Here is an 18,112-nt window from a genome sequence, read left to right on the forward strand (position 1 = left end):
CATGTGGCGCTTGCTGCGACGATATGACGCTTACCTCACCTTGCCCTCCTTCCAGGCCGACAGCAGCTTCTCGTAGGGGATCGTTTCGCCCTTGGGCTTTTCGTTGGCCAGCTTCTTCCACGGCGCGTGCTGGTCGGACAGCCACTTGCTGGGGTCGCTCTTCGGATTGAGCTTGGGCGCGCATTGCGCCATGCCTGCCCGTTCCAGCCGCGCCATCACCTGGTCCATCTCGTTGGCCAGGTTGTCCATGGCCTGCTGCGGGGTCTTTTCGCCCGTGACGGCGGTGGCCACGTTCTTCCACCACAACTGCGCCAGCTTCGGATAATCCGGCACGTTGGTGCCGGTGGGCGTCCACGCCACGCGTGCAGGGCTGCGGTAGAACTCGATCAGGCCGCCGTAGTTGGCCGCGTTCTTGGTGAAGAACTCGCTGTTGATGTCGCTATCCCGGATGAACGTCAGGCCGGTGATGGACTTCTTGAGCGACACGGACTTGGAAGTGACGAACTGCGCATACAGCCACGCGGCCGCCATCTTGTCCGGGTTGGTGGACTTGAAGAAGGTCCACGACCCGACGTCCTGGTAGCCGTTCTGCATGCCTTCCTTCCAGTACGGGCCATAGGGCGACGGCGCCATGCGCCACTTGGGCGTGCCATCGTCGTTCACGACCGGCAATCCCTTCTTGGTCATGTCGGCGGTGAACGCCGTGTACCAGAAGATCTGCTGGGCGATCTGGCCTTGCGCGGGCACCGGACCGGCTTCCGAGAAGGTCATCCCCATGGCCTGCTGCGGCGAATACTTCTTCATCCAGTCCACGTACTTGGTCAGCGCGTAGACCGCAGCCGGGCTGTTGGTGGCGCCGCCGCGCGACACCGAGGCGCCGACCGGCGTGCATTTGTCGTCGGCGACCCGAATGCCCCACTCGTCCACCGGCATGCCGTTGGGCAGGCCCTTGTCGGCCGCGCCGGCCATGGACAGCCACGCGTCCGTGAAGCGCCAGCCCAGCGACGGGTCCTTCTTGCCGTAGTCCATGTGCCCATAGACCCGCTTGCCGTCGATCTCCTTGACGTCGTTGGAGAAGAACGCGGCGATGTCCTCGTAGGCCGACCAGTTGGTGGGCACGCCCAGGTCATAGCCATACTTGGCCTTGAACTTGTCCTTCAGATCCTGGCGAGCGAACCAGTCAGCCCGGAACCAGTAGACGTTGGCGAACTGCTGGTCGGGCAGCTGATACAGCTTGCCGTCGGGAGCCGTCGTGAACTTGGTGCCGATGAAATCCTTCAGGTCCAGGTTGGGGTTGGTCCATTCCTTGCCCGCCCCGGACATGTAGTCCGACAGCGGCAGGATGGCGCCATAGCGGTAGTGGGTGCCGATCAGGTCGGAATCGGAGATCCAGCCGTCATAGATGGATTTGCCGGACTGCATGGACGTCTGCAGTTTTTCGACGACGTCCCCTTCCTGGATCAGGTCGTGATTGACCTTGATGCCGGTGATCTCGGCAAAGGCCTTGGCCAGCACCTTGGATTCGTACTCGTGCGTGGTGATGGTCTCGGACACCACGCTGACTTCGTTGACGCCCTTGGCCTTGAGCTTGGCCGCGGCGTCGATGAACCATTTCATCTCGTCCATCTGCTGGTCCTTGGACAGCGACGATGGCTGGAATTCCGAATCGACCCACTTCTTTGCTTCCGGCTCGCCGGCCCACGCCCCTGATGTTCCGATCAGGGCGATAGCGGCCGCCATGGCGTGCATGCGCAATTTCATGACCTGTCTCCTCGATAAGCCTTCCCCTATCGTGCTGCGGACCGCTGGCCGGGGAAGACACTGGCCGATAGTCCTTCCTGACTGCCCGAAATGCAATGAAGGGTCTGACGCCCTTCTCTCAGCCTTTTTTCATGATGAACGCCAGCAGCAGCATGGACAGCACGAAGCTGATCCAGACCGACGGCGGCTGATCCAGCGAAAACCAGTCGGCCGCCTTCTGCCCGAAACCCAGGAACGCCAGGTTGAGCCAGGCGGCGGCCATCAGGCCGATGAACAGTCGGTCGCCCCGCGTGGTGGGCAAAGGCAGAAAGCCCTTGCGTTCCTGCGTTGGCGACTTCAGCTCCCATATCGTCATGCCGATCAGCATCAGGATGATGCAGCTGAAAAACACGGCGACCGGGGTGGTCCATACCATCCAGCTGAACATGTCCGTGCCCTCCTGTATTCCGTTTCCTACACGCGGCCCATCGCGAAGCCCTTCGCGATGTAGTGGCGCACGAACCAGATGACGATGCCGCCCGGCACGATGGTCACTACCCCCGCCGCCGCCAGCACGCCCCAGTCCATGCCCGACGCCGACACGGTGCGCGTCATGGTGGCGACGATGGGTTTGGCGTTGACCGACGTCAGGGTGCGCGCCAGCAGCAGCTCGACCCAGCTGAACATGAAGCAGAAGAACGCGGCCACGCCCACGCCCGACTTGATCAGCGGAAGAAAGATCGTCAGGAAGAAGCGCGGGAACGAATAGCCGTCCACATAGGCGGTTTCATCGATCTCGCGCGGCACGCCCGACATGAAGCCTTCCAGGATCCACACCGCCAATGGCACGTTGAACACCAGGTGCGCCAGCGCCACGGCCAGGTGGGTGTCCATCAGCCCGAACGAACTGTAGAGCTGGAAGAATGGCAGCAGGAATACCGCGGGCGGCGTCATGCGGTTGGTCAGCAGCCAGAAGAACACGTGCTTGTCGCCGATGAAGCGGTAGCGCGAGAACGCGTAGGCGGCCGGCAGCGCCACCGCCAGCGACACCACCGTGTTGATCACCACGTAGATCAGCGAATTGATATAGCCCGAATACCAGGCCGGGTCGGTGAATATGGTGCGGTAATGCTCGAACGTGAAGTCGCGCGGCCAGAGGGTCAGCGTGCTGACGATCTCGGTGTTGGACTTGAACGACATGTTCAGCATCCAGTACAGCGGCAGGATGGCGAACACCAGGTACAGGGTCAGGAAGGCGCCGCGCCACCAGGTGGATTTCTCACGCATTTGCGCGCTCCTCGTCAAAGCCGCCGGTGGTGCCCGCGCGCTGCATCCAGTTATAGAGGATGAAGCACAGCAGCAGGATGATCAGGAAATAGATGATCGAAAACGCCGCCGCCGGGCCCAGATCGAACTGCCCCACCGCCTTTTGCGTCAGGTACTGGGACAGGAACGTGGTCGCGTTGCCCGGCCCGCCCCCGGTCAGCACGAAGGGCTCGGTGTAGATCATGAAGCTGTCCATGAAGCGCAGCAGCACCGCGATCATCAGCACGCCGCGCATCTTGGGAAGCTGGATATAGCGGAAGACGGCGAAGCGCGACGCGCCGTCGATGCGGGCGGCCTGGTAGTAGGCATCGGGAATGGCGCGCAGGCCCGCATAACACAGCAGCGCCACCAGCGGCGTCCAGTGCCAGACATCCATGATCAGCACGGTGACCCAGGCGTCGAAGTCGTTGCCGGTGTAGTTGTAGTCCACGCCCAGCCAGGACAGCGTGGCGCCCAGCAGACCGATGTCGGTGCGGCCGAACACCTGCCAGATCGTGCCCACGACGTTCCAGGGAATCAAGAGCGACAGCGCGATGATCACCAGCACGGCGGATGCGCGCCAGCCGCTGGCCGGCATGGACAGCGCCAGCAGGATGCCCAGCGGAATCTGGATGAGCAGCACGGCAAACGAGAATCCGATCTGCCGGAACAAGGCGCCGTGCAGCTCTTCGTCCTGCAGCACGGCGGCGAACCATTCCGTGCCGACGAACACGCGGCGTTCCGGCGAGATGATGTCCTGCACGGAGTAGTTGACGATCGTCATCAGCGGCAGGATGGCCGAAAACGCCACGCACAGCACGACTGGCATGACCAGGAACCAGGCCCGGTGGTCGGTGGGTTTCATCGGATCAGCACCTCGTCGCGATAGAAGCAGGTATGCGGATTCAGCACGGACAGCCAGACGGTGCTGCCCGGACCGCCGGGCACGACGTTGCTGCCCAGCCGGGCCCGCACCGGCGTGCCCTCGAAGTCGGCCACCAGCAACGTGTAGGTGCCCACGTCCTGCACCCGGTCCACGCGCATGGGCACGGCGCCTGGGGCGCCGGCGTCGGTCACCTTCAGGTATTCGGGGCGCACGCCCAGCTTGACGGGGCCCGCGCCGTCCAGTTTGGCGGCCAGTTCGGCCGGCAGTCCGTCCAGGCGCCGCTGCCCCAGCGTCAGGGCGCCGTCGCGCCAGTGCGCGGGCAGGAAGTTCATGCCGGGCGAACCGATGAAATGGCCCACGAACGTGTGCTCGGGGCGCTGGAACAGGTCGTCCGCGGTGCCCACCTGCACGGCGCGGCCCCGAGCCATCACCATGATCTGGTCGGCAAAGGTCAGCGCCTCGGTCTGGTCGTGCGTTACGTAGATCAGCGTCAGCTTGAACTCGTGGTGGATCTCCTTGAGCTTGCGCCGAAGCTCCCACTTGAGCTGCGGGTCGATCACCGTGAGCGGTTCGTCGAACAGGATGGCCGACACGTCGCTGCGCACGAGGCCTCGGCCCAGCGAGATCTTCTGCTTGGCGTCCGCGGTCAGTCCGCTGGCGCGGCGATCCAGCACATGGGACATTTCCAGCATCTCCGCGATGCGGCCGACGCGTTCGCGGATGCGGTCGGGCGGAACGCCCCGGTTGCGCAGTGGAAACGCCAGGTTCTGCGCCACCGTCATGGTGTCGTACACCACGGGAAACTGGAACACCTGCGCGATGTTGCGCGCCTGCGGCGTTTTGTCGGTGACGTCCTTTCCGTCGAACAGGATGCGCCCGTGCGACGGCCGCAACAGACCCGACACGCAATTGAGCAGCGTCGTCTTGCCGCAACCCGACGGCCCCAGCAAGGCGTAGGCGCCGCCGTCGCGGAACGTGAACCGCAGCGGCAGCAGCGCATAGTCGTCATCCGACTGGGGATCGGCTACGTAGGAATGGGAGAGGTCCAACTCGATCTGCGCCATCAGGCCGCCTCCCCCGCGCCCGCCGGCTGCCGGGGCGCGGCCAGCAGCGCGCCGTCGGCGCCGAATGCGTAGGTCTGCGCCGGGTCGAAAAACAGCTCCACGCGCTGGTCCAGCGTGTAGCGATGCACGCCGGGCAGTTGCGCCACCACGTCGCCCGCGGCGGTTTCCGCATGCACGAAGGTGTCCGATCCGGAGATCTCGGCCAGTTTCACTCGACCCGGCAGCGGGATGTGCCCCGGGCGCGGCTCCACGTCCAACGCGCCCGCCCGCAGGCCGGCCGTGATGGCTGCGTCCCCACCCGCGGGCAGCGTGCGCGCCACGGCCACGTCGCCCTGCAGCACGAAGCCGCCATCCTGGCGCCGGGCGGCGAACAGATTCATGGGCGGGTCGCTGAAGGCCCGCGCCACACGAATGGAATTGGGCCGGTGAAAGACCTCGGCCGTGGGGCCGTATTGCAGGAGTTCGCCCGCGTCGAGCACCGCCGTGTGGCCTCCCAGCAACAGGGCCTCGCCGGGTTCGGTGGTGGCATACACCACGGTGGACCGCCCCTCGGCGAACAGTTCGGACAGTTCGTCGCGCAGTTCCTCGCGCAGCTTGTAGTCCAGGTTGACCAGGGGCTCGTCCAGCAGGATCAGCGGCGCGTCCTTGGCCAGGGCCCGGGCCAGCGCCACGCGCTGCTGCTGACCGCCCGACAGCTCGGACGGATAGCGCGCCAGCAAGTGATCGATGTGCAGACGCGCGGCCATGGCCTGCACTTTTTCGCGCGTGTCCGACGCGCCGCGCAGCTTCAGCGGCGAGGCGATGTTGTCGTAGACCGACATGGACGGGTAGTTGATGAACTGCTGGTAGACCATCGCCACGTTGCGCTGGCGCACGGGCACGCCCGTGACGTCTGCGCCATCGACGCGTACGCGACCTTCGGTGGGCCGGTCCAGCCCGGCCATGATGCGCATCAGCGAGGTTTTGCCCGCCAGGGTGGCCCCCAGCAGCACCGTCATGGCGCCCGGAACCGGGGCCAGGCTCATGGGATAGAGGTGCGTCTGCGAGCCGGCCCGCAAACTTATCCCGTCCAAGGTCAGCTGCATCTAGTCTCCTCTACCTACTTATACGTCCCCTGTTTTGCTACGGACTTCGGTATTCGGCACAGCGTCCCACTCTGTGCGGCCAGCGCACAGGGATGAGCATACTCTTTCACATGGCTTTCGTTTTTTTTGCGTTTTACCCAAGAAGCGAACAAAAAACAATCTTGCGGTGCGTCATTATTTTTCGCTTTTGTTGTTTTATCATGCGAACATGACACTGAATCCACGACAGAGCGCGTTGATCGAAATGGTGCGGGCCCAGGGCTCCGCGTCGATCGAAGAACTCGCCAAACGCTTCGACGTCACGCTGCAGACCGTGCGGCGGGACGTCAACATCCTTTCCGAAGCCGGCTTGCTGTCGCGCTTTCATGGTGGCGTTCGCATCGAAGCCTCCACCATCGAGAACATCGCCTATCGCAAGCGCCAGGGGCTGCACGCCGCCGGCAAGCAGCGCATCGCCGAGGCCGTGGCCCGCGCCGTCCCCGACGGCTGTTCGCTGATCCTGAACATCGGCACGACCACCGAAGCCATCGCGCGCGCGCTGCTGCGGCATCGTGGGCTGCGCGTCATCACGAACAACCTGCACGTGGCGGACATCCTGTCCGACAACCCCGATTGCGAAGTGATCGTGGCGGGCGGCGTGGTGCGTTCGCGCGACCGCGGCATCGTGGGTGAAGCCACCATGGACTTCATCCGCCAGTTCAAGGTCGACATCGGCCTGATCGGCATTTCGGGCATCGAGGCCGACGGCACCCTGCGCGATTACGACTTCCGCGAAGTGCGCGTGGCCCGGACCATCATCGAGCAATCGCGCGAAGTCTGGCTGGCCGCGGACAGCAGCAAGTTCAAGCGCCAGGCCATGGTGGAACTGGCGCATATCTCGCAGATAGACCGGTTCTTCACCGACGCGCATCCGCAGGAGCCGCTGGCGCAAGTGCTGCTGGACGCCGGCGTGCGCTGCGACGTCGCCGCCGCGCCGCACGCCCCGAAACCCACACCCTGACCTTCGCGCCAGGCTGGGCGACCCGCCCGCCTCCGCCCGTCGACAAGAACACCGAAGCATTCACCACGCGGCCACGCCGCCACCAAGAACATGAACCAACCGCTCGCATCAGTTAACCCGCCCGACCGCAACCGCCTCCTGAACACGCTGGACAACACGCACTGCTGGGACGTGATCGTCATCGGCGGCGGCGCGACCGGCCTGGGCACCGCGGTCGACGCGGCCTCGCGCGGCTACCAGACGCTGCTGATCGAAGGCGCGGACTTCGCGAAAGGCACGTCCAGTAAAGCCACCAAGCTCGTCCACGGCGGCGTGCGTTATCTGGCGCAAGGCAACGTCAGTCTGGTGCGCGAAGCGTTGCACGAACGCGGCCTGCTCAACCGCAATGCGCCGCACCTGGTGTGGCCGCTGGGCTTCGTGGTGCCGGCGTACAGCATGCTGGACCAGCCGTTCTACGGCATCGGCCTGAAGATGTACGACATGCTGGCGGGCAAGCTGAACCTGGCGCCCAGCCGCTGGCTGTCGCGCCGCGAAACGCTGGCCAATGCGCCGACGCTGGCCGAAAACGTGAACGGCCGGGGCCTGAAAGGCGGCGTGCTGTATTACGACGGCCAGTTCGACGACGCGCGCCTGGCCATCAGCCTGATGCGCACGCTGTTCGACCTGGGCGGAACCGCGGTGAATTACATGCGCGCCACCGGCCTGACCACCACCGGCGGCAAGGTGGATGGCGTAACCGCGCAGGACGTGATCGGGGGGTCCACCTTCACCCTGCGCGCGCGCTGCGTCGTCAACGCAACCGGCGTCTGGGTGGACGCGGTGCGCCGCATGGAAGACAAGAACGCGCAAACCATGGTGGCGCCCAGCCAGGGCGTGCACCTGACACTGCCGCAGGACTTCCTGCCCGGCAAGCGCGCCGTGCTGATCCCCAAGACCGACGACGGACGTGTGCTGTTCGTGGTGCCATGGAATGGCCACACCATCGTGGGCACCACCGACACGCCGCGCCAGGATCTGCCGCTGGATCCGCAGGCAGGCGAGCAGGATGTCGACTTCATCCTGAGCACCGCGGCGCGCTACCTCAGCCGCAAACCCACGCGCGATGACGTCACCAGCGTGTGGGCGGGCTTGCGTCCGCTGGTCAAGGCGACGGGCGAAGCCGCGACCAAGAAGTTGTCGCGCGAGCACACGATCCTGGTGTCCAAGGCTGGCCTGGTGACCGTGACCGGCGGCAAATGGACGACCTATCGCCGCATGGCGCAGGACGTGGTGGACACCGCGATCCAACATCAGCTGCTGACGCAGGCCTCGTGCCGCACCGAGTCCCTGCCGCTGCACGGCGCCAACGGGCTGGCCCCTTCGCAGGAACACGCCGGCACGCCGGACAGCTACTACGGCGGCGACCTGGCGACGTTGAAGGCGCTGCCCGGCGCGGAGCGCATGCTCGTCAAGGCCAGCGGGCTGTCGGAAGCGCACGTGCGTTTCGCGGCCCGCTTTGAACTGGCGCGCAGCGCCGAGGACGTGCTGGCGCGCCGCAACCGCGCGCTGTTCCTGGACAGCGAAGCCGCGATGCTTGCCGCCCCCGAAGTGGCCCGCATCCTGGCCGAGGAACTGGGCTACGACGCGGCCTGGCAGCAGCGCACGCTGCAGGACCTGGCCGCGGTCGCCGCAAATTACCGCCTGAAGTAAGCCTTGCTGCCGGCCGTGCCTGCGGCGCAATGCTCCGCTAGGGCACGCGCAGCCGGCTTTGCTGGATCATCGTTTCGAACACGCGCAGCAGGTCGGGATCACACTTCGATCCCGCTTCCTGGTGCAGGATCCGCATGATCTGCGCGTGCGTGCGCGCCGGATGGTAGGGCCGCGCATCGCCCAGGGCATCGTAGGAATCCGCCACCGAAATGATGCGGGCATGCAGCGGAATCGCGTGCCCCGACAACCCGTCCGGGTAGCCCGAGCCGTCGAAGTGTTCGTGGTGGTGCCGCACCGCCAGCGCGATGGCCTCGCGCCCCGCCATGGCGGTCTGCAGGATGATGGCCGCGCCGACCGCGGCGTGCGCCTTCATGATTTCCCAGTCGTCCTTTTCCAGGCGGTGCGGGCTGTGCAGCACGCGATCGGGCGTGCCGATCTTGCCCACGTCGTGCAGCCTGGCTGCCGCGGCGACGACCTTTATCTCTTCTTCGATCAGTCCGCAGGCCTGGGCCAATGCAACGCTCAACGCGACGACTCTGTTGCAGTGCCGGCCCGTGGCCGGATCGCGCGCCTGCATGGCGGCGAACAGCGCCGCTTCGTAGGATCCTGCGGGTAATTCGGGTACGTCGGAAGGCATCGGAGGCAATACGCGCCGCAACAGCAAGAAGGCGCGCCTAGATCGGAAAGGCGGGATTCTGACACAACGCGCGGCCGCGCCCGATCGGGGAAAGGATGCCGTGCGGACGACCGCCGAGCGCCCGCCCGAAAAGCCATGTCCGATTCAGGCTTCGTTCAGCCCTTCAGCCGTTGCAGCAGCGCCTCCGCCACGCCCACCGACGACCCCGGGTTCTGGCCCGTGATCAGCAGTCCGTCGCTGACCACATGCGATTGCCAGTCCGCGCCGCTGCTGTACAGGCCGCCCAGCTTCTTCAGTTCGTCCTCGACCAGGAACGGCACGACGTCCGTCAATTGCACCGCAGCTTCTTCCGCGTTGGAAAAACCCGTGACCTGCCTGCCTTGCACCAGCGGCTTGCCGTCCGCCGTTTTTGCATGGCGCAGCACGCCAGGCGCGTGGCACACGGCCGCCACGGGCTTGCCAGCCGCCAGCATGGTCTCGATCAGCGCGACCGATTTCGCGTCTTCGGCCAGATCCCACAGCGGGCCGTGGCCGCCGGGATAGAACACGGCGTCGTAGTCGGCGGGCTGCACTTCGGACAGACGATGCGTAGAGGCCAGGATGCGCTGCGCCTCGGCATCCTTCTGGAAGCGGCGCGTGTCGTCCGTCTGCGCATCCGGGTCGTCGCTTTTGGGATCCAGCGGCGGTTGGCCGCCTTGCGGCGAGGCCAGCGTTATCCGGGTGCCCGCGTCCAGGAAGGCGTAGTACGGCGCCGCGAATTCCTCGAGCCAGAAGCCCGTCTTGCGGCCCGTGTCGCCCAGGGTGTCGTGGGAAGTCAGCACGATCAGGATGTTCATGTAGCGCTCCATTCGTCAGGGCCGACCCGCACGATGCGTTTGCCGGCATTTTCGCCCTTGAGCAGCCCGATCAGCCCGCGCGGGGCGTTTTCCAGGCCGTCGACCACGTCTTCACGATACTGGATGCGGCCTTGCTTGATGAGGTCTTGCATGGCCTCGCGGAATTCGCCGTAGCGGTGCGCGTATTCGTTGAAGATGATGAAGCCCTGCATCTTGAGCCGCTTGGTCAGGATGGTGCGCATCAGCAGCGCCAGCCGGTCGGGCCCTTCGGGCTGGCTGGTGGCGTTGTAGGCGGAGATCAGCCCGCAAACCGGCACGCGGGCGCGCGCGTTCAACAGCGGCAGCACGGCGTCGAAGACCGCGCCGCCAACGTTCTCGAAGTACACGTCGATGCCTTGCGGCACGGCGCGGGCCAGCCGGCCCGGCAGGTCGGGCTCGCGGTGGTCCAGGCATTCGTCGAAGCCCAGTTCGTCGACCACGTAGCGGCACTTGTCCGGCCCGCCAGCGATGCCGACCACCTTGCAGCCGTGGATCTTTGCGATCTGGCCCACCACCGCGCCCACCGCCCCGCTGGCCGCGGCCACCACCACGGTTTCGCCGGCCTTGGGCTGGCCGATGTCCAGAAGCCCCATGTAGCCGGTGAAGCCGGGCATGCCCAGGACGCCCAGCGACCACGACGGATTTTCGGGGTTCGCGCCCAGCCGCAAGAGGCCGGTTCCGTCGGACACGGCGTAGTCTTGCCAGCCCGTCTGCGCCAGCACCCATTCGCCGGGTTTGTATTGAGGATGATTGGACGCCTGCACGCGCGTGACCGTGCCGCCGACCATGACATCGCCAAGCTGGACCGGGTCTGCATAGGACGCCGCGTCGCTCATGCGGCCGCGCATATAGGGGTCGAGCGACAGATAGACCGTGCGCAGCAGCACCTGCCCCGGGCCGGGTTGCGGCACGTCGCCGGTTTCCAGGCGGAAGTCGCCGTCGGTGGGCTCGCCATGCGGACGGGCGGCGAGCACGATGCGGCGGTTGATCGAAGAGGATTGCGACATAACGTGCGGACTCCTTCAGGAAGCCGCCCGGGCCTTGCGGGCAATACCCGGATGGCGTTTAGGGGGGAACCGGGCCATTACACCATCGGCGCCGCGCTGCCCGGGTTGTAACCATGACGATCGCGCCCCTTTTAATTAATTAAATCCTTAATTAGAATCGCCGGCATGTGTTCCGCCCCTGCCACGCCCCCTCGCCGTCCCGGACGTCCGCCCCGCCCGGACAATGCCGCCGCCCGCGCCAATCTGCTGGACTTGGCGACGCGGCTGTTCGCCGCCCAAGGCGTCGCCGCCACCACCATCGCCAACATCGCGCAGCGCGCCGGAGTCACGCCGGCGATGCTGCATTACTACTTCAAAAGCCGCGATCAACTGATCGACGCCGTGGTCCTGGAGCGGATCGTGCCGGTGATCGGCTTCGTGTGGGCCCCGGTTCCCCTGGTGGCCCCTCTGGCCCCCGATGCGGCGCCGGACCCGGCCGCCGCCGCGCGCGGCTTCATCACCGAGATCGTCGGCCGCGTCGTGCAAAGCGCCACCGAGAAGCCCTGGCTGCCCTCGTTGTGGATGCATGAAGTCGTCAATGAAGGCGGGCAGCTGCGCGAACGCGTGCTGCGCCATCTTCCGTCCGACCGCCTGCAGGCCTTTGCCGGCCTGATCGCCGAATGCCAGCGCCGCGGCGCCATCACGCCCGGCGTCGAACCGCGGCTGGTGTTTCTTTCCATTCTGGGCCTGACGCTCCTGCCGCTGGCTACGTCGAACCTGTGGCGCCGCATCTGGCAGGACGACCCCGCGGCGCTTTCCATCGACAACGACGCCATTGCGGCTCACGCCATCGCCATGCTGACCGGCGGCCTGTTCGCGCCGCCCGGCCCGCCCAAAGCCCTGTCCCCCGCCCCGCCCTCCGGAAGCTGACCATGCGCACTCCACACCCCCTGCCCGCCGCCCTGGCCATGCTCGTCCTGGCAGGCTGCGGCAACAACGATTCTGCGTTCTACCAGGGCTATGTGGAGGGCGACTACGTATACGTAGCTTCGTCCGAGGCCGGCCGCCTGGATACGCTGGCGGTGCGGCGCGGCCAGCAGGTCGACGCGGCGTCGCCCCTGTACACGCTGGACGCCACCAAGGAAACCGCCGCGCGCGACCAGGCCCGCGCGGACCTGGCTGCCGCCCGCGCCCAGCTTGAAGACATCGCCACCGGCAAGCGCCCGCCGGAAGTCGACGTCAGTCTCGCGCAGCTGGCGCAGGCCCAGGCGGCCAGCCGCAGGTCCGCCGCACAACTGCAACGCGACAACGCGCAATTTCGTATCGGCGGCATTTCCAAGTCGCAACTGGACGACAGTCGCGAGCAGGCGCAGTCCGATGCCGCGCGCGTTCGCGAGCTGGCGGCGCAAGTCGAGGTAACGCGGCTTCCGGGCCGCGACGAACAGCGGCGCGCGCAGGCGGCCCAGGTTGAAGCCGCCAACGCGTCGCTGGCGCAGGCGGAATGGACGCTGGGCCAGAAGCAGCTGGCCGCGCCGGCCGCCGGGCGGGTGTTCGACACGATGTATCGCGTGGGCGAATGGGTGCCTGCCGGCAGCCCTGTCGTCAGCCTGCTGCCGCCAGGCAACATCAAAGTGCGGTTCTTTGTGCCGGAAACGGTGGTGGGCTCGCTGAAGATCGGGCAGCAGGCGCTGCTGCGCTGCGACAGCTGCGGCGACCCCATCCCCGTGCGCATCGACTATGTGTCGGACCAGGCCGAATACACCCCGCCGGTGATCTACAGCCGCGAGAGCCGCAGCAAGCTGGTCTACATGGTCGAGGCCCGCCCCGCTCCCGACGCCGCGACGCGGCTGCATCCCGGCCAGCCGGTGGAGGCCACGCTGCAATGAACGCGCCCGCGCCCGCTTCCGGCGGCAACGTCATCGACGTCCGTGGACTGAACAAGCATTTTGGCGACAAGCATGTCGTGAACGATGTGTCGCTGCAGGTGCGCGAAGGCGAGATCTTCGGGTTCCTGGGCCCCAACGGCAGCGGCAAGACCACCTGCATCCGCCTGATGTGCGGGCTGCTGACGCCGGACTCCGGCAGCGGCACCTGCCTGGGCTACGACATCGTGCGCGACAGCGCGCAGATCAAGCGCAACGTGGGATACATGACGCAGAAGTTCTCGTACTGGGATGACCTGACCATCCGCGAGAACCTGGACTTCGTGGCGCGCATGTATGGCATGCCGCAGCGCAAGGAAACCGTGGACCGCGCGCTGGAAGACCTGGGGCTGCAAACCCGCGCCGGCCAATTGACCGGTTCGTTGTCCGGCGGCTGGAAACAGCGGCTGGCGCTGGCCGCCTGCCTGCTGCACCAACCCCGGCTGCTGCTGCTGGACGAGCCCACGGCCGGCGTCGATCCCACGGCGCGGCGCGACTTCTGGGAACAATTGCACGAGCTGGCCGCGCGCGGGATCTCCGTGCTGGTCAGCACGCATTACATGGACGAGGCCGAACGCTGCCACAAGCTGGCCTACATCTCCTACGGCAAGCTCTTGACCCAGGGCACCGCCGACGAGGTCATCGCCGAACAGGGCCTGACCACCTGGGCCATCCATGGCAGCAACCTGGTGCCGCTGGGCCAGCGGCTGCGCAGCGCGCCCGGGGTGGACCAGACGGTGGCCTTCGGATCGGCGCTGCACGTCAGCGGGCAGGACGCCCCGTTGCTGGAACGCACGCTGCGCAGCGCCATCGAAGGCCAGGACCTTCGGCTTGAGCGCATCGACACCAGTCTGGAGGATGTCTTCATCTACCTGATGAAGCAGTCCACCGACAACTTTGCGAGCCGGCCATGAACGCCCGCGCGAACGGATTTTCCTGGGCGCGCTGGTGGAGCATGGTGCTGAAGGAATTCCTGCAATTGCGCCGCGACCGCATCACCTTCGGGATGATCGTGGGGCTGCCCATCATGCAGCTGGCGCTGTTCGGCTACGCCATCAACACCGATCCGCGCCAGATGCCCACCGCGGTCATCGCGGCCGATCACAGCCCCTTCACGCGCAGCTTCATCGCGGCGATGCGGTCGTCGGACTACTTCCACATCATCGAGGAACTGGACACCGAGGAAGCCGGTCGCGCGGCGCTGGCCCAGGGCCGCGTGCTGTTCGTGGTGACGATACCGCCGGACTTCACACGCAGCCTGTTGCGCGGCGACCGCCCCGCCCTGCTGATCGAGGCCGACGCGACCGACCCCATGGCCACCGGCATGGCGCTGGGCGCGGCCACGCAACTGACGCAGGCCGTCGCGACGAAGGACCTGACAGGACCGCTGGCCAACCTGGCGGGCGGCCAGCCGCCGTTCGAGGTGCGCGTGCACCAGCTCTACAACGAAGAGCAGATTTCGCAATACAACACTGTGCCCGGCCTGATGGGCGTGATCCTGACAATGACGCTGGTGATGATGACCGGTCTCGCGATGACCCGCGAACGCGAGCGGGGCACCATGGAAAACCTGCTGGCGATGCCGGTGCGGCCCATCGAAGTGATGACCGGCAAGATCGTGCCCTACATCGCGATCGGGCTGATCCAGGCCAGCATCATCCTGGCGGCGGCGCATTTCGTGTTCCACGTGCCCATCATGGGGAGCCTGCTGTCCGTGTACCTGGCCGCGCTGCTGTTCGTGGCCGCGAACCTGACGGTGGGCATCACGCTGTCTTCGCTGGCGCAGAACCAGTTGCAGGCCATGCAGCTGACGATGTTCTATTTCCTGCCCAACATGCTGCTGTCGGGATTCATGTTCCCGTTCCAGGGCATGCCGATCTGGGCGCAGCATCTGGGCAACCTGCTGCCGCTGACCTATTTCAACCGGCTGATCCGGGGCATCCTGCTTAAAGGCAACGGCTGGTGGGACCTGTGGCCCAGCATCTGGCCGTTGATGCTGTTCACCGCCGTCGTCATGACCGCCGCCGTGAAGTTCTACCGTCGCACCCTGGACTGACCCGCCATGCCACGCCTTCCCCGCTCCTTGCCCCTGGCCTCCGCCGCGCTGTGCACATTGCTGTCGGCCTGCGCGGTCGGCCCCGACTTCGAACGGCCCGCGGCGCCGGACGTGGCGTCCTACACCCCGGCGCAGGACGCGCAGCCCGCGGGCGCCCAGCAGTTTCAAGCGGGCGCGGACATCCCCGCGCAATGGTGGCGATTGTTCCGATCCGACGAGCTGGACCGGCTGGTGCGCCAGGCGCTGGACGCCAGTCCCACGCTGGAAGAAGCCCGTGCGCGGCTGCGCCAGGCGCAGGAAGACCTGTCCGCCGAGACCGGCGGGCGCATGTTTCCGTCGGTGGACGGCAATCTTTCCGTGGCGCGGCAGAAGGTCGATCCCGCCGCCTTCGGCATCCCCGTGGCGGAGCCCCCGCCGCCCTTCACGCTGTACAACGCATCGATTGATGTTTCCTACACGCTGGACGTATTCGGGGCCAATCGGCGGGCGCTGGAAGGACTGGCCGCGCAGATGGACTATCAGGCCCATGAACTGCAAGCGGCGCGCATGTCGCTGGCGGCCAATGTGGTCACCGCGGCCATCCGCCAGGCCGATCTCTCCGAGCGGCTGACCGCGACCCGGGAGCTGCTGGCGGCCCAGACCCGCCAGCAGGACATCATGCGGCAGCGCCTGGATGCCGGCGGCGTCGCGCTGGCCGACCTGCGCAACCAGGAGCTGCTGGTCGCGCAGACGCGCGCCACCGTGCCGCCGCTGGAATACCAGCTGTCGCAGGTGACCCACCAACTGGCCACCTACCTGGGCGTGGCGCCCGCGGCCCTGCAATCGCCGCCGCTGCGGCTGGCTGACCTGACCCTGCCGCCGGACGTGCCCACGGGCGTGCCCTCGGCGCTGACGCGCCAACGACCCGACATCCTGGCCGCCGAGGCCCTGTGGCACAAGGCGTCCGCCGACGTCGGGGTGGCCACCGCCAATCTGTATCCGCAATTCACGCTGACCGCCAGCTTTGGGTCGCAGCGCACGCGGGCGGGAGAGTTGGCGGACGGCGTGAACGTCTGGAGCCTGGGCCTTGGGCTGGTCCAGCCTTTGTTCCACGGCGGAGAGCTGCGGGCCCGCAAGCGCTCGTCCGAAGCCGCCTACGACGCGGCTGCCGCCGCCTATCGCCAGACGGTGCTGGACGGATTCCGGCAGGTCGCCGACGCGCTGCGCGCCGTGCAGACGGACAACGATGCATTTGCCGCCTACGACGACGCCTGGCGACGCGCCGACGAAGCCGGCCGCATCGCCGCGGGCCGCTACCAGGCCGGCGGCATCAGCCATCTCAGCCTGCTGGACAGCCAGCGCCAGGTGTTGCAGACGCAAATTTCCCGCATTCAGGCGGACGCGGCACGCTACACCGACACCGCCGCTTTGTTACAAGCGTTGGGCGGGGGATGGTGGAATGAGGCCGTCGCATCCGTCCCCTGATCCGTCAAAACGCCCGCCGCGCGGCCATCTCCGAGAATTCGGGTAGGAAAGTGTCGTTGTGCGCGTTTTGGGAAACCGTTGTATTCGATGCATCATGCAAGAGCTCAAGCTGCATGATGTTTACAACGATTCATGAATGACCTATTAGACCTGATCGTCTTCGCTCCCGACGCGGATCAACGCGTGCGCCGCAGCGACGAACTGGCCGAAATGGGGTTCTCGCCGCGTCCGTGCGAAGACTCCAACGGACTGTTCCGCCTGTTCCAGGCGCGCCGCACCCCTCTTCTCGTGATGCAAGCCGAATTTTCCGATCTCTGCATGGCCGTCGCGGGTCTACGCGCCATGGACACCACCGCCGGCATCGTCGCCATTTCCGCCTTCGACACCCCCGAAAACCGCATCCTGGGCCTGCACTGCGGGGCGGATGCCTGCTTTTCCCCCGACGTGGCCACCTCGGAAATCGCGGCCGCGCTCCAGGCGCTGGTGCGCCGCGTGCCCACGGCAGTCGGACGCCGCCCCCCCGAACCTGATTCGAGGGGGGCGGCGCCCGCAGCCGCCGAGCCCACCGGCAAATGGCAATTCCTGGACGCAGCCTGGACGCTGCTCAGTCCGCAAGGCACGCGCCTGTCGCTGACCCAGGCCGAGCGTGAGTTCCTGTTGAAGCTGACGGCGTCGCCCGACAAGCGGATGCCCCGCAGCGATCCGCCGGGCATCGACCCCAATTCCGGGCGCGAGTCCGTGCGCCGGACCGACGTGGTCGTCAGCCGGCTGCGGCGCAAGGCGCAGGACGTCAATGTCGAGCTGCCCATACGCACCGTTTGGGGCTGGGGCTACGCTTTCACGGGCGAAATCTAGCGGCCAGGCCGGCGTATCATTCCGCGTACAGGGCCGATCCCCGGCCTGCCATTACCCGCGCCCATGGAAGTCTTCGAACGCCTGCAAGCATTACTCGTCCAGAACCAGGCCCGCTACCGCCTGATGGAGCACCCCGCGGCCGGCAAGTCCGTCGAGGTCGCGGCCATACGCGGCACCGAAGTGAGCCAGGGCGCCAAGGCGCTGGTCTGCCGCGTAAAGATCTCTTCGAACCAGCGCAGGAACGTGCTGGCCGTGTTTCCCGCCGACAAACAGGCGGACCTGGACGCGATAGCGCGCGCAGCCGGCGGCAAGAAGGCTTCGCTGGCGTCACAGGACCTGGCGCGGGAACTCACCGGGTGCGAGATCGGCGCCATCCCGCCCTTCAGCTTCAACCCGGACCTGGCGCTGCTGGTGGATCCCAGCCTGCGCGAACGCCACGACGAAATCGTGTTCAATGCCGGGCGCCTGGACGCGTCCATCCTGCTGAACACCGAAGACTACTTCCGCCTGGCCGCGCCCGAAGAGGCGCCGCTGATCAAGGCCTGAAC

Annotated in this window: 18 protein-coding genes; 9 read left to right on the top strand and 9 right to left on the bottom strand. The window is 66.5% G+C overall.

Annotated features, from left to right (window positions below; genetic code table 11):
- Positions 1-30: 30 nt before the first annotated feature.
- The 6 genes from RT614_RS09365 to RT614_RS09390 form a co-directional block, all read right to left on the bottom strand.
- Positions 31-1,761 (bottom strand): ABC transporter substrate-binding protein, encoded by a 1,731-nt coding sequence (locus RT614_RS09365; RefSeq protein ID WP_313621830.1) that lies wholly within the window; start codon positions 1,759-1,761, stop codon positions 31-33.
- Between the two features lie 118 nt (positions 1,762-1,879).
- Positions 1,880-2,188: a DUF2160 domain-containing protein gene (locus tag RT614_RS09370; protein WP_313621831.1), complete on the bottom strand. Its 309-nt coding sequence runs from the start codon at positions 2,186-2,188 to the stop codon at positions 1,880-1,882.
- 26 nt (positions 2,189-2,214) lie between these two features.
- Positions 2,215-3,027, bottom strand: coding sequence for a carbohydrate ABC transporter permease (locus RT614_RS09375; protein WP_313621832.1), 813 nt, complete (start codon positions 3,025-3,027; stop codon positions 2,215-2,217).
- Positions 3,020-3,910: a sugar ABC transporter permease gene (locus RT614_RS09380; RefSeq protein WP_313621833.1), complete on the bottom strand. Its 891-nt coding sequence runs from the start codon at positions 3,908-3,910 to the stop codon at positions 3,020-3,022. Before RT614_RS09380 ends, RT614_RS09375 begins: the two co-directional genes overlap by 8 nt.
- Positions 3,907-4,995 carry an ABC transporter ATP-binding protein gene (locus RT614_RS09385; RefSeq protein ID WP_313621834.1) on the bottom strand — a complete coding sequence of 363 codons (1,089 nt, stop codon included), beginning with the start codon at positions 4,993-4,995 and terminating at the stop codon, positions 3,907-3,909. The genes RT614_RS09380 and RT614_RS09385 overlap by 4 nt, the downstream gene beginning before the upstream one ends.
- A complete protein-coding gene (locus RT614_RS09390) occupies positions 4,995-6,080 on the bottom strand; it encodes an ABC transporter ATP-binding protein (RefSeq protein ID WP_313621835.1) in 1,086 nt (361 codons plus the stop codon). Before RT614_RS09390 ends, RT614_RS09385 begins: the two co-directional genes overlap by 1 nt.
- A gap of 208 nt (positions 6,081-6,288) precedes the next feature.
- On the opposite strand from RT614_RS09390, the gene RT614_RS09395 reads away from it, so the two are divergent.
- Together RT614_RS09395 and RT614_RS09400 are read left to right on the top strand one after the other, a co-directional pair.
- Complete coding sequence (locus tag RT614_RS09395; protein ID WP_313621836.1) at positions 6,289-7,080, top strand: DeoR/GlpR family DNA-binding transcription regulator; 792 nt, start codon at positions 6,289-6,291, stop codon at positions 7,078-7,080.
- A 90-nt stretch (positions 7,081-7,170) separates the two neighbouring features.
- Complete coding sequence (locus RT614_RS09400; protein WP_313621837.1) at positions 7,171-8,769, top strand: glycerol-3-phosphate dehydrogenase/oxidase; 1,599 nt, start codon at positions 7,171-7,173, stop codon at positions 8,767-8,769.
- 37 nt (positions 8,770-8,806) lie between these two features.
- Here RT614_RS09400 and RT614_RS09405 read toward each other — a convergent pair whose 3' ends face one another.
- From RT614_RS09405 to RT614_RS09415, 3 genes are all read right to left on the bottom strand, one after another.
- The gene (locus RT614_RS09405) at positions 8,807-9,406 is read right to left on the bottom strand and encodes an HD-GYP domain-containing protein (RefSeq protein ID WP_313621838.1); all 600 of its coding nucleotides are present in this window, start codon (positions 9,404-9,406) and stop codon (positions 8,807-8,809) included.
- Between the two features lie 155 nt (positions 9,407-9,561).
- Positions 9,562-10,242, bottom strand: a complete 681-nt coding sequence (locus tag RT614_RS09410; protein ID WP_313621839.1) for a type 1 glutamine amidotransferase domain-containing protein — start codon at positions 10,240-10,242, stop codon at positions 9,562-9,564.
- A complete protein-coding gene (locus tag RT614_RS09415; RefSeq protein ID WP_313621840.1) occupies positions 10,239-11,288 on the bottom strand; it encodes an NADP-dependent oxidoreductase in 1,050 nt (349 codons plus the stop codon). The genes RT614_RS09410 and RT614_RS09415 overlap by 4 nt, the downstream gene beginning before the upstream one ends.
- 165 nt (positions 11,289-11,453) lie before the next feature.
- On the opposite strand from RT614_RS09415, the gene RT614_RS09420 reads away from it, so the two are divergent.
- From RT614_RS09420 to RT614_RS09450, 7 genes are all read left to right on the top strand, one after another.
- Positions 11,454-12,197 carry a TetR family transcriptional regulator gene (locus RT614_RS09420; RefSeq protein ID WP_313621841.1) on the top strand — a complete coding sequence of 248 codons (744 nt, stop codon included), beginning with the start codon at positions 11,454-11,456 and terminating at the stop codon, positions 12,195-12,197.
- 2 nt (positions 12,198-12,199) lie between these two features.
- Positions 12,200-13,153 (top strand): HlyD family secretion protein, encoded by a 954-nt coding sequence (locus RT614_RS09425; RefSeq protein WP_313621842.1) that lies wholly within the window; start codon positions 12,200-12,202, stop codon positions 13,151-13,153.
- Positions 13,150-14,103, top strand: a complete 954-nt coding sequence (locus RT614_RS09430) for an ABC transporter ATP-binding protein (RefSeq protein ID WP_313621843.1) — start codon at positions 13,150-13,152, stop codon at positions 14,101-14,103. The genes RT614_RS09425 and RT614_RS09430 overlap by 4 nt, the downstream gene beginning before the upstream one ends.
- Positions 14,100-15,245: an ABC transporter permease gene (locus RT614_RS09435; RefSeq protein ID WP_313621844.1), complete on the top strand. Its 1,146-nt coding sequence runs from the start codon at positions 14,100-14,102 to the stop codon at positions 15,243-15,245. The genes RT614_RS09430 and RT614_RS09435 overlap by 4 nt, the downstream gene beginning before the upstream one ends.
- 6 nt (positions 15,246-15,251) lie before the next feature.
- Positions 15,252-16,709, top strand: a complete 1,458-nt coding sequence (locus tag RT614_RS09440) for an efflux transporter outer membrane subunit (RefSeq protein ID WP_313621845.1) — start codon at positions 15,252-15,254, stop codon at positions 16,707-16,709.
- Between the two features lie 132 nt (positions 16,710-16,841).
- Complete coding sequence (locus tag RT614_RS09445) at positions 16,842-17,564, top strand: DNA-binding response regulator (protein WP_313621846.1); 723 nt, start codon at positions 16,842-16,844, stop codon at positions 17,562-17,564.
- A 63-nt stretch (positions 17,565-17,627) separates the two neighbouring features.
- Positions 17,628-18,110 carry a YbaK/prolyl-tRNA synthetase associated domain-containing protein gene (locus tag RT614_RS09450; RefSeq protein WP_313621847.1) on the top strand — a complete coding sequence of 161 codons (483 nt, stop codon included), beginning with the start codon at positions 17,628-17,630 and terminating at the stop codon, positions 18,108-18,110.
- Positions 18,111-18,112 lie beyond the last annotated feature (2 nt).

Source organism: Achromobacter sp., from assembly GCF_032102605.1.
GTDB lineage: Bacteria > Pseudomonadota > Gammaproteobacteria > Burkholderiales > Burkholderiaceae_B > Achromobacter.

What these genes read in the sequence shown, in the direction of transcription:
- RT614_RS09365 (WP_313621830.1), bottom strand. Translation starts at nt 1,761, where the DNA reads ATGAAATTGCGCATGCACGCCATGGCGGCCGCTATCGCCCTGATCGGA.
- RT614_RS09395 (WP_313621836.1), top strand. Translation starts at nt 6,289, where the DNA reads ATGACACTGAATCCACGACAGAGCGCGTTGATCGAAATGGTGCGGGCC.
- RT614_RS09450 (WP_313621847.1), top strand. Translation starts at nt 17,628, where the DNA reads ATGGAAGTCTTCGAACGCCTGCAAGCATTACTCGTCCAGAACCAGGCC.
- RT614_RS09405 (WP_313621838.1), bottom strand. Translation starts at nt 9,406, where the DNA reads ATGCCTTCCGACGTACCCGAATTACCCGCAGGATCCTACGAAGCGGCG.
- RT614_RS09435 (WP_313621844.1), top strand. Translation starts at nt 14,100, where the DNA reads ATGAACGCCCGCGCGAACGGATTTTCCTGGGCGCGCTGGTGGAGCATG.
- RT614_RS09425 (WP_313621842.1), top strand. Translation starts at nt 12,200, where the DNA reads ATGCGCACTCCACACCCCCTGCCCGCCGCCCTGGCCATGCTCGTCCTG.
- RT614_RS09430 (WP_313621843.1), top strand. Translation starts at nt 13,150, where the DNA reads ATGAACGCGCCCGCGCCCGCTTCCGGCGGCAACGTCATCGACGTCCGT.
- RT614_RS09370 (WP_313621831.1), bottom strand. Translation starts at nt 2,188, where the DNA reads ATGTTCAGCTGGATGGTATGGACCACCCCGGTCGCCGTGTTTTTCAGC.
- RT614_RS09385 (WP_313621834.1), bottom strand. Translation starts at nt 4,995, where the DNA reads ATGGCGCAGATCGAGTTGGACCTCTCCCATTCCTACGTAGCCGATCCC.
- RT614_RS09390 (WP_313621835.1), bottom strand. Translation starts at nt 6,080, where the DNA reads ATGCAGCTGACCTTGGACGGGATAAGTTTGCGGGCCGGCTCGCAGACG.
- RT614_RS09445 (WP_313621846.1), top strand. Translation starts at nt 16,842, where the DNA reads ATGAATGACCTATTAGACCTGATCGTCTTCGCTCCCGACGCGGATCAA.
- RT614_RS09400 (WP_313621837.1), top strand. Translation starts at nt 7,171, where the DNA reads ATGAACCAACCGCTCGCATCAGTTAACCCGCCCGACCGCAACCGCCTC.
- RT614_RS09380 (WP_313621833.1), bottom strand. Translation starts at nt 3,910, where the DNA reads ATGAAACCCACCGACCACCGGGCCTGGTTCCTGGTCATGCCAGTCGTG.
- RT614_RS09440 (WP_313621845.1), top strand. Translation starts at nt 15,252, where the DNA reads ATGCCACGCCTTCCCCGCTCCTTGCCCCTGGCCTCCGCCGCGCTGTGC.
- RT614_RS09375 (WP_313621832.1), bottom strand. Translation starts at nt 3,027, where the DNA reads ATGCGTGAGAAATCCACCTGGTGGCGCGGCGCCTTCCTGACCCTGTAC.
- RT614_RS09420 (WP_313621841.1), top strand. Translation starts at nt 11,454, where the DNA reads ATGTGTTCCGCCCCTGCCACGCCCCCTCGCCGTCCCGGACGTCCGCCC.
- RT614_RS09415 (WP_313621840.1), bottom strand. Translation starts at nt 11,288, where the DNA reads ATGTCGCAATCCTCTTCGATCAACCGCCGCATCGTGCTCGCCGCCCGT.
- RT614_RS09410 (WP_313621839.1), bottom strand. Translation starts at nt 10,242, where the DNA reads ATGAACATCCTGATCGTGCTGACTTCCCACGACACCCTGGGCGACACG.